This is a genomic window from Agromyces solani (assembly GCF_058349925.1).
This window is the reverse complement of the sequence record NZ_JBYRER010000001.1, coordinates 329,302-342,790: the sequence shown is the minus strand read 5'-3', so window position 1 is coordinate 342,790 and position 13,489 is coordinate 329,302. Positions and strand designations below refer to the sequence as shown.

Genomic DNA, 13,489 nt, shown 5'->3' with positions numbered 1-13,489 from the left:
CGTCACCGGGTGACTAGTCGAGCGGCTTGCCCTCGGTCTCGGGGATCGGGATCGCCGCGAGCAGCGTGACCACCAGGAACGCGGTGATGAACAGGACCGTCACGCTGAAGGCGACCGAACCGGCGAGCAGCGCGCCGACCACGGCGGGCGCGATGGCCGTTGCGAGCAGCTGGGCCGAGGTCGCCCACGACGCCCCCGTGCTGCGCAGGCGCGTCGGGTAGATCTCGCTGTTCCAGGTGTTCCAGACGCCCCAGCCGCCGAGGATGAAGAACGACAACAGGAAGTTCGCGACGTAGAGCGACGGCAGGTCCCACGCGTAGGCGAACAGCACGCCGCCCGCGATCGATCCGAGCACGAATGCGAGGAAGATCGGCTTCCGGCCGAAGCGCTGGGTCAACCACGCCGCCACGAGGTAGCCCGGAATCATGATGAGCGCGCTGATCGCCACGAACCCGAGGCTCGCATCGAGTCCGAGACCCCGCTCCTGGAGAAGGGTCGGCAGCCAGACCTGCAGGCCCCAGTAGCCCCAATTGAAGGCGAAGTTGATGACGAGCATGAGCACCGTACGGGTGAGCAGGGGACGCTTCACGAGCTCGAGCACCGAACCGGAGGCCGTCGCCTCGTCGCCCGAGACGAGCGTCGTGTCGTCGTCGACCGTGACGCCGAGGCGCCGCAGCACCCCGCGGGCCTCGGCCGTGCGTCCGCGCCGCACCAGGAAGAACGGCGACTCGGGCACCCACGCCACGAGCACGAAGACCCACAGGCACGCGATCGCGCTCGCGAGCGCGACGATCTGCCAGCCGAGCCCGCCGAACGCGACGGTGGCGCCGAGGGCCGCGAGCACGCCGATCGGCCAGCCGACCGAGAGCAGCACCGTCGCACGACCGCGCACCGAGGTGGGCATGAGCTCGAGAAAGTACGGGAACGTCACCGTGTAGGCACCGGCGAGCGCGAGGCCCGAGAGGATGCGGAGGCCGAACAGCATCTCGTAGTTCGGGGCGAGCGCGACGAGCGCCGCGATCACGCCGTAGGCCGCGAGGCTGATCACCGAGATGCGCTTGCGACCGAATCGGTCGGCGAGCGGCCCCCAGATGAGACATCCGGGGATCATGCCGATCGCGACGGCCGAGAGCACCCAACCGAGCTGGACCTCGTCGATTCCGAAGTGGGCGGAGATGTCGCCGGAGACGTAGACGAGCGCGAGCTGCTCCCACGACTCGATGACGAAGATGACGAAGAGGGCGACGGCGATCTTCACGTGGGGGGCACGGAAGCTCATCGCCTCGTAGAGGGTTGCGAGCGACGTCGGCGCGGTCGCCCGCTCAGTCGGCTCAAGGGTGCTGCTCACGGCTGCTCCTTTGCTGGGTGAGATGCAGGGGGTGGTGGCACAGTAGGACACCGTCACCGGTGCCGGTCGTGCACCGCGCACAGTCCGCAGCGGGGTGACCGTGCGGCGCGCACAGCCCTGCCGGATTCACCCGCGATGATGGTACGCCAACCGGTCGGCACGCCCGCCGATTAGGCTCGAACGCGGGCCCCGACGACGACATCGAGGAAGGCATCGACGATGACCGCAGCACCGACCGGATTCGACTTCTTCTCGGTCGGCGAACTGCCGGCGCCCGCGCTGCCGGCCGACGAGGTCGCCGCGATCGTCGCCGCCGAGTGGGGGCTCGAGGTCGAACTCGAACCGCTCGGCAGCCAGCAGGACCAGAACTTCCTCGCGTGGGATGCCGCGGCCGACGCCCTCCCCGACGCCGGCCCCGTCCTCGGCGCGGGCGTCGCGCTCAGCGCCGCGGTTGCACGCGGCGCGGGCGCCGCCCCCGTCGGCGTCGTCAAGATCACGAATCCCGCGTTCACCGCGGCCGAGCTCGCGGCGCAGGATGCCGCGGCCGAGCGCATCGCCGAAGCCGGCCGCGTCCGGGTCGCGACGACCACGAAGGACGGCGACCGCCGGCCGCGCGCCGTCGTCGCCGACACGAGCGAGGGGCCGCTCGCGGTGCGCCTGCTCGAGTTCCTCGACGGCGGCACGCTGACGGGCGACGCCCACCTCGCACCGGCCGTGGTCGCGCGTATGGGCGAACTCGCCGCGACGGCGAGCCTCGCGCTGGCCGGACTGGACCACCCCGGGCTCGACCGGGTGCTGCAGTGGGATCCGCGCTTCGCCGACCGCGTCGTCGAACTGCTCGCGCCGCACCACCCCGACCCCCACCGGCGCGAGCTCGTGGTCGACGCCGCTCGCGACGCCTGGCGAACCGTCGCCGCGCTCGCCGACGACCTGCCGCAGCAGGCGGTGCACCTCGATCTCACCGACGACAACGTCGTCTGCCGGCTCGACGGCGGCCGGCGCATGCCCGACGGCATGATCGACTTCGGCGACGTGACCCGCAGCTGGGCGGTCGGCGAACTCGCGATCACGATCTCGTCGGTACTGCACCACGCCGGTGCCGAGCCCGTCTCGGTGCTGCCCGCGGTGCGGGCGTTCCACGCACTGCGGCCGCTCGCGCCCTCCGAGGTCGCCGCGCTCTGGCCGCTCGTCGTGCTGCGCGGCGCCGTGCTCGTCGTGAGCGGCGAGCACCAGGTGCAGCTCGACGGCGGCGCCAACGCGTACGCGCAGGCCGGGCTCGACCGCGAGTGGCGCATCTTCGAGCAGGCGACATCGGTGCCCGTCGACGTGATGACGGCGGTCATCGCCGACGCGCTCGGGGTGGCCTCGCCCGGCCGTGCCGCCGCCGCGGGCGGCACCGCCTCTCCCGCTCCCGCCCCCGCTCCTGCTCCTGCTCCCGCGGCAGCTTCCTCGCCGCGCCACTCGGACGGAGTCCGCGCCACTTCGGCTGGCGCGGACGGTGCGGACCTGGCGCAGACTGCGAGCACGACGCGACCCGTGCGGCCGACGAGCGGACCGGCGCGACTCGACGTGTCGGTGTTCGCCGAGGCGGTCGACGGCGGCGCGTGGCTCGACGGCGCGGCCCTCGAGGAGCGGCTCGCGCTCGAGGCGCTCGACGCCGGCGCCACTGCGGCCTGGCTCGACCGGGGCACTCCCCGGCTGACGGCGAGCCGCATCCGCTCACAGGTGTCACCCGCGACCGTTCCCGTCGGCGTCGACGTCTGGTACGCCGAGCCGCAGCGGCTCGAGGCATCCGATCACCTCGTCGTGGAGGGTGCGACGCAGGACGCCGACGGCGACTGGGTCGTGGCCGCGCGCACGCGCATCCGGGTGCGGCTCGGCCGCGCCGACGCACCGCACCTCGTGCGGCCCGAATACGCGGCGGGATGGCTCGCGGTGACGCTCGATCCGGCGCCGATGCTGGGGCTCGACGGTCTCGACACGGCGCTCCGCACCGACTCGACCGACGGGATCGGGCTCATCGAGCGACGCAACGCCGCGTTCGCGGAGGTGCAGGAGCACTACTACGACGCGCCGCCGCAGATCGAGCGCGGCTGGCGCGAGCACCTCGCCGACACCAGGGCGCGCGTCTACCTCGACATGGTGAACAACGTGACCCCGCTCGGGCACGGTCACCCGGGGCTCGCCGAGGCCGTCGACCGGCAGCTGCGCCGGCTGAACACGAACTCGCGGTTCAACTACGAGGCCGTCGTCGAGTTCTCCGAGCGCCTCGCGGGGCTCCTCCCCGACCCGCTCGACACCGTCTTCCTCGTGAACTCGGGCTCCGAGGCCACCGACCTCGCGATCCGCGTCGCCCTGGCGGCGACCGGCCGGCGCGACGTCGTGAGCGTGCTCGAGGCCTACCACGGCTGGACGTACGGCTCCGACGCCGTCTCGACGTCGACGGCCGACAACCCCGGTGCGCTCGAGACGCGCCCCGACTGGGTGCACGTCGTCGAGGCGCCCAACTCCTTCCGCGGCAGGTACAAGGGTGCGGATGCCTCGCGCTACGCGCCCGAGGCCGCCGCACGCATCCGCGAGCTGGCCTCGTCGGGCAAGCCCCCGGCCGCCTTCATCGCGGAGACGTTCTACGGCAACGCCGGAGGCATCCCCCTGCCCGACGGCTATCTCGCCGAGGTCTACGCCGCCGTCCGCGAGACCGGCGGGCTCGCGATCGCCGACGAGGTGCAGGCCGGCTACGGACGCCTCGGCGAATGGTTCTGGGGCTTCCAGCAGCAGGGCGTCGTGCCCGACGTCGTCGCCGTCGCGAAGGCGATGGGCAACGGGTACCCGCTCGGCGCGGTGATCACGACGCGCGAGATCGCCGCCCGGTTCCGCACGCAGGGGTACTTCTTCTCGTCGACGGGCGGCAGCCCGGCGTCGTCGATCGCCGGGCTCACGGTGCTCGACGCCTACGAGCAGATGGGGCTGCAGCAGAACGCCGCGTCGACCGGCGCGTACCTCAAGGGCATGCTCGAGGAGCTCGCCGAGCGGCACCCGATCATCGGCGCGGTGCACGGGCTCGGCCTCTACCTGGGGGTCGAGTTCGTGCGCGATCGCGAGACGCTCGAACCCGCGACCGACGAGACGCGCGCGATCTGCGACCGGCTGCTCGAGCTCGGCGTCGTCATGCAGCCGACGGGCGACCACCAGAACGTGCTGAAGACGAAGCCGCCGTTGTGCGTGGAACCCGAGTCGGCCGAGTTCTTCGTCGAGATGCTCGACCGCGTGCTCGGCGAGGGTTGGTAGCGACCGACCGAGCGGTCTCGATACGCTCCTTCGTCGCTGTTCGACCGGCTCGAGCCGACCGAGCGGTCTCGATGCGCTCCTTCGTCGCGCGCTACTCGACCGACGGCGCTGTTCAGGCGAGCAGGTCGCGCACGGCGAGCCCCCACTCGAATCCGCAGTCGCGGCAGTCGAAGATCGGGGCGTCGTCGGAGAGGAACGGGTCGACGGCCTCCGCCTCGACCGCGAGGTCGAGCGGGCCGTAGACGATCGCGCGCACGGCCGCTGAACCGCACCGGGGGCACGGCTCGTCGAGCACCTCGCGCGGGGCTTCGGTCTGCAGCTGGTTCGTCATGGCAGCCAAGGTACGCCGCGCCTCCGACATCTCCCGCAGCCGGCCCGCGCGTCGTCCTCCGACATGCCCCCCGGCAGGGGGCCGATCATCCCTAGACTGGGCGCGTGCTCCCCGCCGTCGTCCTCCTCGCGATCGTTCCCGCGTGCCTCATCCTGGTGCTCGGGCTCGTCGCGCGCACCATCGCCGCGCAGCGGGTGACGGCCCCGGTCGTGCAGTACGCGCCCGAGCGCGGCACGACCGTGCTGCGCGACGCGGTGCTCGTCGACGCCGACCGTCGGGCCGCGGCGGCGGCGCTCATCGATCTCGCGGTCAAGCGCAAGGTGCGGCTCATCGCGGGCAGTACGAGCGGCGGGGCCGGCGAGGCCGCGAGCGCTTCCGCGGGCGCGACCGGCGCGTCGGCCGGCGGCGCCCCCAGCGGCGGTCGTGCGCGGGAGCCGATCGGCGTCGAGCTGCTCGACGCGGCCAGGCTCACCGCGCACGACACCGCCCTGCTCGAGGCCCTGTTCGGCCCCGAGCACACGGGTGCGCGGCTGCGCCGCTTCTCGGCCGACCGCCGTGCGCTCACCGGGCGCATCAAGACCCTCCTGCTCTTCACCGAGCTGCAGCTCGTGCGCGAGGGCCTCATCGGCGAGCGACGGGTGACCTGGCCCGGCACGACGCTCACGGTGCTCGCCTACCTCGGCATGCTCGTCGAGGCGCTGCTGCTCGTCTTCACGCTCATCGCCGGCGACTGGCCGGCGTTCTTCGCGACGCTCGCCGCCGTCGGCGTCACGATCGCGACGGTCTTCGTCACGCCCGCCTGGTGGCGTCGCTATCTGCCGCCGTCGCGTCCGCATCGCGAGCACCTCGCTGGCCTGCGCCGCTACATCGAGGTCGCGGAGGCCGACCGCCTGCGCGCCCTGCAGTCGCCGAGCGGCGCCGAGGTGCGCGCCGGAGCGGCACCGGCCCCCGCGGCGGGCGCCGATGCGGCGACGTCCGTGCAGCTCGAGCGCTTCCACCTGCACGAGCGCCTCCTGCCGTACGCGGTGCTCTTCGGCCTCGAGCGCGAGTGGCTCGCGAAGCTCAGGCTCGAGGCCGACACGCTCGCCCACTCGAACGTCGACACGCTCGGGGACCTCGTCGACGTCACCGCGCAGGTCGCGGGTGCGATCGACGCGGCGGGCGGCGTGCTGCAACTGACGGCCGCGGTCGGCGACCTCGTCGACGGAGCCGGGTCGGTGATCGAGGGCATCGGCGGCATCTTCGAAGGCCTGGGATCATGAGCCTCACCGACCTCGAGCAGCTGATCTCGATCGATCTCGACGGCACGCCGGTCTCGGCGGTCTACGCCCGCCCCGCCGGCGGGGCCGCATCGGCGACGATCGTCGTCGCGCACGGCGCCGGCGCGGGCATGGAGCATCCCTTCATGTCGGGCTTCACGCGGGCGCTGAACGACGACGGATTCGCCACCCTGCGCTTCAACTTCGCCTACCGCGAGTCCGGACGCCGCTTCCCCGACCGGCCGCCCGCCGCCATCGCGGCGTGGCGCACGGTCATGGGGGTCGCCGCCGAACGGGCCGCGCAGTCGGGCAACGCCGGCGAACGCGTCTGGGCGGCGGGCAAGTCGTTCGGCGGCCGCATGGCCTCCATGGCCGTCGCCGAGGGCATGGATGCCTCGGGCCTCGTCTTCCTCGGGTACCCGCTGCACGCGCCGGGCAAGGCCGACAAGCCGCGCGATGAGCACCTGCCCGGCATCACGATGCCGATGCTGTTCCTGCAGGGACGCAACGACCCGTTCGCGATCCCGAACGAGCAGCTCGACGCGGTCGCCGCGCGGGTCGGGCCGAATGCCGTCGTCGAATGGATCGAGGGCGCCAATCACTCGTTCGAGGTGAAGGGCGCGAAGCGGCCCGCCGCCGAGATCGGAGCGTCGCTGGCACCGCGGGCCGCGGCCTTCGTGCGGGCGAACACGCCGAACGCCCGACCGCGCGTCGAAGTGCCCTGACGACCGCCGCCGGGTCTTACGGTTCGTGAACGTCGCCCCGCGGGGGCGGCGCTCGAGGGCCGCCGAGCGTACGCTGGCGCCATGGCGAGCTCGCGCACCGTGTGGCCGTCGGCGCTCGCGGGTGCAGCGGCGGCGGTGTTCGGGGCGGGCCTCGGCGAGCTCGTGGCCGCCGTCGTCGCGCCCGAGTCGGGCCCGGTCGTGGTCGTCGGGGCGGCGCTCATCGACTTCGCGCCGTCGTGGGCGAAGGACACGGCGATCGCCCTGTTCGGCACGGCCGACAAGGTCGCGCTCGTCACCGGCATCGTGCTCGTGCTCCTCGCCGCCGCGTGCGCGGCGGGGGTGCTCGAGGCGCGCCGGCCCCCGTGGGGCAGCGCGGTGTTCGCCGTGTTCGGCATCGCCGGGGCGGTCGCCGCCGCGACCCGCGCGAACGCCCCGATGCTCGCGGTCGTTCCGTCGCTCGTCGCCGGCGGGGCGGCGATCCTCGCGTTGCGGGTGCTGGTTCGCAGGCTCGCCCCGACGCCCGACTCGGGCCGCGGGCAACCGGATTCCGAGACGTCGCCGCGCTCGCCGTCGACCCTCGCGGAGGAGCACTCGCCCGACGTCCCGTCGACCCGCGCGACGCGCCGCGCGTTCCTCGGGTGGGCGGGCGGCGCCACGGTGATCGGCGTGCTCGCGGCCCTCGGCGGGGCGGCGATCCAGGCCGGCGGCCGAGCCGTGAACGCGGTGCGCCAGGCGATCCGGCTCCCGACGCCGACGACCACGGCATCGATCCCGGCGGGCGCCGAACTCGGCATCGACGGGCTCGCCCCGGTCGTCACGCCGAACGGCCGCTTCTATCGCATCGACACCGCGCTCGCGGTGCCCGTGCTCGACCCGGCCGACTGGAGGTTGCGCGTGCACGGCATGGTCGAGCACGAGTTCGAGCTGACCTGGGACGAGCTGCTCGCGCTCCCCCTCGAGGAGAGCGTGACGACGCTCGCGTGCGTGTCGAACCCGGTCGGCGGCGACCTCATCGGCAACGCCGTATGGCTCGGCTACCCGATCCGCGAGCTCCTGGCCCGCGCAGGCCCGCTCGCCGACGCCGACATGGTGCTGTCGCGCAGCTCCGACGGGTTCACCGCGTCGACGCCGATCGAGGTGCTGCAGGACGAGCGCGACGCGATCCTCGCGGTCGGCATGAACGGCGAACCATTGCCGGTCGAGCACGGATTCCCGGTGCGGATGGTGGTACCCGGCCTCTACGGGTACGTCTCGGCCACGAAGTGGGTCGTCGACCTGCAGGTGACGCGCTTCGACCGGGCGCGCGCCTATTGGACCGACCGCGGCTGGAGCGACCACGGCCCCATCAAGCTCTCGTCGCGCATCGACGTGCCGCGACGCGGCCAGTCGGTCGAGGCGGGCGACGTCATCGTCGCCGGCGTCGCCTGGCACCAGCACACGGGCATCGAGGGCGTCGAGGTGCAGGTCGACGACGGCCCATGGCGCCCGGCCGAACTCGCCACGGCGATCTCGGCCGACACGTGGGTGCAGTGGCGGTTCGAATGGCCGGATGCCTCGGCCGGAAGCCACACGCTCCGCGTGCGCGCGACCGGCGCGGACGGCGAGGTGCAGACCGCCGAAGAGCGCCCGGTCGTGCCCGATGGTGCCACGGGCCTCCACGAGATCACCGTCGATGTGCGCTGACCCCCGCACGACCGCCCCGACTTCTCCTCCACCCCTCCTCCACAGGCTCCCATCCCCTCGGTCGGTCCTCCACGGGTGCGAATCTCACTCCGCGGTGAACTCGCGCTGGGAGTATCGCTCTCCAGAGGGCGACCACATGACCACACGACCACACCCCGCCCGACCACATGACCACACGACCACACCCCGCCCGACCACATGACCACACGACCACACCGTCCACGGAGGGAAACGCTCCGTGCGACCGTCGGCCGACGGCCTGCCGCGGCGGCTCCGACCCGAGGAGGATGGGTTGACGACGTACTCGATCCGCGTCGATGAGCCGACGCACCGGGCGATCACCGACCTGGCGTACCTGCTCGACGCCACGAAGCGCTACGTCATGGCCGATGCGATCGCCGAGTACGCCGAACGGCGCGGGTCGGTGGTGCGGATCGACGGACGGGTGACGTTCGACGAGCTTCCGGTCGCCGACCGCCTCGTGCTTCGCCGCGATGAGCTGATCCGCGTGTTCGCGAAGCGCGAGGCGACCGACATCAGGCTCATCCACTTGGGCGACGCCGCCGAGCTCGGATCGACCGGAGCCGACGACGCGCGTGACGCGGGCAACGACGACGAGGACGAGGACGAGGACGAGGACGATGGACTCTGGGTTCCGCCGCGGCCGCTCGAACTGCTCGTCACCACGGCGCTGCATCGCGGCAGTGGTGAGGCGTACGCGCTCGAGCGCATCGCGTCGCAGTTGCTCCGCACGCGTGTGCACGTCGAGTCGGCGACCCGACTCGAACTCTTCGACCAGCAGGCGCTCGAGCGCGCCCGAGCGAACTCGACGCCCCTCGCCGAATGGGCGAGGAGCGCCGAGCCCGAGGCATCCCCTCGCTAGGGGAGCCGGGGCGTGCGAGGCGGCGTCGTACGTCGCGACCCCGTCGCCTCGAAGGCGGCGGCGAGCGCGAGCAGCGCCGTGTCGTCGTAGGCGCGGCCCGCGAAGGTGAGCCCCACGGGCATGCCGATGTCGGCCATCGTGCCCATCGGCACCGTCACGGTCGGGATGCCGAGGTGACGCGGCACGAGGTTGCCGTTCGCGACCCAGACGCCGTTGCGCCAGCCGAGGTCGGCGGAGGCCTCGTTCACGTCCATGTCGGCGGGACCGACGTCGGCCACCGCCGGGAACACGACGGCGTCGAGGCCGAGTCCGTCCATCCACTCCTCGAGATCGATGCGCCGGGTCTTCTCGAGGCCGAGCACGCCCGATTCGAGGTGCGGGATCTCGGTGAACGACGCGTACGGGTGCTCGCGCACCTGCGCCGGGTACTCGGCGATGTCGTCGTCGAAGCCGGTGTAGCGATCGGGCAGCGCACCGGGCGGCTGCGGGAAGATCGTCGCGCCGTCCACCTCGGTCAGCGTCGAGAGCGCGGGGTCGCCGTTGGCCTGGAGGAAGTCCTCCCACGCCCACGCCGACAGGTCGACGATCTCGGACTTCAGGAACGCCTCGCTCACGAATCCGCGGGTCTTCACCGTGGTCGCGCCGGGCCGATCGCCCTCGTAGTTCGATACGACGGGGAAGGCGACGTCGATGACCTCGGCGCCCGCGGCCTCGAGGTCGCGGCGCGCCGCCTGCCAGAGCGCGATGATCGACGCTCGCGTCTCGATGCGCTGACCCGTCGGCCCGCCGATGCCGACGTGGTCGCCCTCGCCCGCGGCGTGATCGGCGTTGATGTACATCGACGGGATGCCGATGCGCTTGCCCTTGAGCGTCGCATCCGCGGCGCGGAGATCGGTCGGCGCGAGCGCCGGATACGACGCCGGACGCACCTCCGACGACGCCGGGATCTTCACCCACGGCTGCGCGCGCCAGAAGTCGCCGCGCGTCTCGGGGTCGTCGACGACGATCACGTCGAGCAGCTCGAACAGGTCGGCCATGGTGCGGGTGTGCGGCACGACGACGTCCATCGTCGGCACGAGCGGCCAGTTGCCGCGCACCGAGATGACGCCGCGCGACGGCGTGTAGGCGCACAGCGCGTTGTTCGACGCCGGGGCCCGGCCGCTCGACCAGGTCTCCTCGCCGAGGCCGAAGGCGCCGAACGATGCGGCGGTCGCGGTGCCCGAGCCGTTCGACGAGCCGGAGCCGAACGCACTCGTCAGCCACTCGGCGTTGTACGGGCTCTCGGCGCGGCCGTAGACGCCGCGCTGCATGCCGCCGTTCGCCATCGGGGGCATGTTCGTGAGCCCGATGAGCACGGCGCCGCCGGCCCGCAGCCGCTCGATCGTGAACGCGTCGCGCTGCGCGACGAGGTGCTCGAACGCGGGCGAGCCGGCCGCCGCGGTCAGCCCCTTCGCGAGGTAACTGTCCTTGGCGGTGTACGGGATGCCGTCGAGCGGACCCAGCGTCTCGCCGCGCGCACGGCGCTCGTCGGACGCTCGGGCCTCCGCCGCGGCATCCGGGTTCATGACGACCATGGCATTGAGCGCGGTCTCGGTACCCGGCGCATCGTAGGCCGCGATGCGAGCGAGGTACGCGTCGAGCAGCTCGACCGAGGTCGTCTCGCCCGCCTCGAGCGCGGCGCGCAGGCGCTCGATCGGCGCCTCGACGACATCGAAGCCGCTCATCGGGCCACCACCGGCTGCTGCTGGGTGATGCAGTGGATGCCCCCGCCTCGGGCGAAGATGTCGCGCGAGTCGACCGTCACGGCCCGCCGCCCGGGGTAGGCGGCCTCGAGGATCTCGCGAGCCGCGGCATCCGCCCGCTCCTCGCCGAAGCCGCACGCGATGATGCCGTCGTTCACGACCAGGTGGTTGACGTAGCTGTAGTCGACGAAGCCCTCCTCGTCGCGGAGGGTCTCGGGAGCGGGGAGGTCGACGATCTCGAAGCGCCGGCCCGCGGCATCCGTCGCCTGCTCGAGCACCGAGCGCAGTTCGCGCGTGACCTCGAAGTCGGGGTGCTCGGGGTTCTGCTGCGCGTGCAGCAGCAGCTTGCCGGGCGAGGTGATCGTGGCGACGATGTCGACGTGGCCGTTCGTGCCGAACTCGTCGTAGTCGCGGGTGAGGCCGCGGGGCAGCCAGACGACCTTGGTCGCCCCGATGGTGCGGGCGAGCTCGGCCTCGACGCGGGCCTTGTCGGCGTAGGGGTTGCGGCGCGGGTCGAGCTGCACGGTCTCGGTGACGAGCACGGTGCCCTCGCCGTCGACGTGGATGCCGCCGCCCTCGTTCACGAGCACGCTCGACACGAGTTCCGCGCCGACGAGCGGGGCGACGACCCGGGCGATCTCGGCCGACTTGCGCCACTCCGCCCACTCGGGAGCGCCCCAGCCGTTGAAGGTCCAGTCGACCGCGCCGAGCACGCCGGGGCGCTCGTCGTCGACGACGAAGGTGGGGCCGAAGTCGCGCATCCAGAACTCGTCGAGCGGGGCCTCGACGATCTCGATCTCCGAGCTCAGCATGCGCTTCGCGCGCTCGATCTCGGTCGGGTCGACGACCATCGTCACGGGCTCGAACTCGGCGACGGCGTGGGCGACGGCCGTCCACGCGGCGTAGCCGTTCTCGCGCTCGGCCGCCTCCTCGCCGAGGGTGAAGCCCTCGCGGGGGAACGCCATCCAGGTGCGCTCGTGCGGTGCGGTCTCACTGGGCATGCGCCAGGCCATGCGTGTCTCCCCTTCGAGATGTTCGTCGGATTCGCTCGCGAACCGGTCTGCACCGGATCGGGACTTTATTGACCAAATGATCAATACTGCTGCGAGATTACCTATGATGGGTGATCATGTCAACGCCGACCCGACCACGAGCCGCCCGCAAGTCGCCCGACGAGCGCACCCGCGACATCGTCGAGGCCGCCCGCGGGCTCGCGCTCGAAGAGGGGCTCGCGGCCGTCACCCTCCGCGCCGTCGCCGCCCGCGCCGGCGTCGCCCCCGCCCTCGTCGCCCACTACGTGCCGAGCATGGAGTCGCTCATCGCGAGCACCTTCTCGACCGTCGTCGGCGCCGAGATCGCCGAGGTCGAGGCGCTCGTGGGCACACTCGACGACCCCCGCGCGCAGCTCGGCGGGCTCATCCGCACCGTGCTCGACGGCACCCGCGACGACGTCACCGTGATCTGGGTCGAGGCGTGGGCGCTCGGCCGTCGCAGCGAGAGCCTCGCCCGCGCGGTACGCGAGCAGATGGACGCCTGGCAGTCGGTGCTGCAGGGGGTCATCGAGGCCGGCGTGCGCTCCGGCGACTTCGAGACGACGGATGCCTCGGGCGTCGCCTGGCAGCTCCTCGGCATGGTCGACGGACTGAACGCCCAGGCGCTCGTGCGCTGGGGCGACACGGCGCATCGCGGCGAACTGACCGCGCACGCCGTCGAGGGCATGCTCGGGCTGCCCCGCGGCGCGCTCGTTGAGCCTCCGTCGGTCGAGTAGGCGCGCAGCGCCGTATCGAGACCACGCCCGCTCTACTCGGCCGGCTTCTCCGCGAGCCGCTCCCGCGCGAGCTTCGGCGGCGCCATGATGAGCCACGCCTCCTCGACGAGCTCGGCGAGCCGCTCGTCGCCGATGCGGTCGAGCCGCGCGAGGATCGCCGGCCACCCGTCGAAGTGCGGGATCGTGAAGAACACGTCGGCGTCCTCGTCGATGAGCGCGAGCTTCTCGTGCTCGTCCTCGACGCGCGCGCCCAGGATCGGACCCGGCTGCCCGTCGAGGCCCAGGTGCTCCAGATCGGTCTTGCGCAGCGGCCGCTCCCACACGAAGCCCTTGCCGTGCACGCGCCACATCGCGCACCCGCGGCTCGGGGTCTCGGTCGTGTCGGGCAGCGCGAGCGCGAGGCTGCGCAGCAGCTCCCAGTCGGCCATGGGCGACACCCTACGCCGCGGCATCGGTCGCGGC

Annotated in this window: 11 protein-coding genes; 6 read left to right on the top strand and 5 right to left on the bottom strand. The window is 72.7% G+C overall.

Features of this window, described 5'->3' with window-relative positions:
* Window positions 1–13: 13 nt before the first annotated feature.
* Window positions 14–1,348, bottom strand: a complete 1,335-nt coding sequence (locus tag AC3RJ7_RS01645; RefSeq protein WP_491454117.1) for an MFS transporter — start codon at window positions 1,346–1,348, stop codon at window positions 14–16.
* 219 nt (window positions 1,349–1,567) lie between these two features.
* Between AC3RJ7_RS01645 and AC3RJ7_RS01640 the strand changes: the two genes are divergently transcribed.
* The gene (locus tag AC3RJ7_RS01640; protein ID WP_491454116.1) at window positions 1,568–4,636 is read left to right on the top strand and encodes an aminotransferase class III-fold pyridoxal phosphate-dependent enzyme; all 3,069 of its coding nucleotides are present in this window, start codon (window positions 1,568–1,570) and stop codon (window positions 4,634–4,636) included.
* Window positions 4,637–4,748: 112 nt separating this feature from the next.
* Here AC3RJ7_RS01640 and AC3RJ7_RS01635 read toward each other — a convergent pair whose 3' ends face one another.
* The gene (locus AC3RJ7_RS01635) at window positions 4,749–4,967 is read right to left on the bottom strand and encodes a hypothetical protein (RefSeq protein WP_491454115.1); all 219 of its coding nucleotides are present in this window, start codon (window positions 4,965–4,967) and stop codon (window positions 4,749–4,751) included.
* Window positions 4,968–5,071: 104 nt separating this feature from the next.
* Between AC3RJ7_RS01635 and AC3RJ7_RS01630 the strand changes: the two genes are divergently transcribed.
* The 4 genes from AC3RJ7_RS01630 to AC3RJ7_RS01615 all read left to right on the top strand — a co-directional run bounded on the left by AC3RJ7_RS01630 (window position 5,072) and on the right by AC3RJ7_RS01615 (window position 9,517).
* Window positions 5,072–6,229, top strand: a complete 1,158-nt coding sequence (locus AC3RJ7_RS01630; RefSeq protein WP_491454114.1) for a DUF2207 domain-containing protein — start codon at window positions 5,072–5,074, stop codon at window positions 6,227–6,229.
* Window positions 6,226–6,951: an alpha/beta hydrolase family protein gene (locus AC3RJ7_RS01625; RefSeq protein ID WP_491454113.1), complete on the top strand. Its 726-nt coding sequence runs from the start codon at window positions 6,226–6,228 to the stop codon at window positions 6,949–6,951. The genes AC3RJ7_RS01630 and AC3RJ7_RS01625 overlap by 4 nt, the downstream gene beginning before the upstream one ends.
* 81 nt (window positions 6,952–7,032) lie before the next feature.
* Entirely contained in the window at window positions 7,033–8,634 is a 1,602-nt protein-coding gene (locus AC3RJ7_RS01620; RefSeq protein ID WP_491454112.1) for a molybdopterin-dependent oxidoreductase, read from the top strand.
* A gap of 292 nt (window positions 8,635–8,926) precedes the next feature.
* A complete protein-coding gene (locus tag AC3RJ7_RS01615; RefSeq protein WP_491454111.1) occupies window positions 8,927–9,517 on the top strand; it encodes a hypothetical protein in 591 nt (196 codons plus the stop codon).
* Here the strand turns inward: AC3RJ7_RS01615 and AC3RJ7_RS01610 are convergent.
* Complete coding sequence (locus AC3RJ7_RS01610; RefSeq protein WP_491454110.1) at window positions 9,514–11,241, bottom strand: amidase; 1,728 nt, start codon at window positions 11,239–11,241, stop codon at window positions 9,514–9,516. The two genes, AC3RJ7_RS01615 and AC3RJ7_RS01610, sit on opposite strands and share 4 nt — an antisense overlap.
* Entirely contained in the window at window positions 11,238–12,272 is a 1,035-nt protein-coding gene (locus AC3RJ7_RS01605; RefSeq protein WP_491454109.1) for an agmatine deiminase family protein, read from the bottom strand. The genes AC3RJ7_RS01610 and AC3RJ7_RS01605 overlap by 4 nt, the downstream gene beginning before the upstream one ends.
* Window positions 12,273–12,388: 116 nt before the next feature.
* On the opposite strand from AC3RJ7_RS01605, the gene AC3RJ7_RS01600 reads away from it, so the two are divergent.
* The gene (locus AC3RJ7_RS01600) at window positions 12,389–13,027 is read left to right on the top strand and encodes a TetR/AcrR family transcriptional regulator (protein WP_491454108.1); all 639 of its coding nucleotides are present in this window, start codon (window positions 12,389–12,391) and stop codon (window positions 13,025–13,027) included.
* A gap of 32 nt (window positions 13,028–13,059) precedes the next feature.
* Here AC3RJ7_RS01600 and AC3RJ7_RS01595 read toward each other — a convergent pair whose 3' ends face one another.
* Window positions 13,060–13,455 carry an MmcQ/YjbR family DNA-binding protein gene (locus AC3RJ7_RS01595; RefSeq protein ID WP_491454107.1) on the bottom strand — a complete coding sequence of 132 codons (396 nt, stop codon included), beginning with the start codon at window positions 13,453–13,455 and terminating at the stop codon, window positions 13,060–13,062.
* Between the last annotated feature and the right edge of the window lie 34 nt (window positions 13,456–13,489).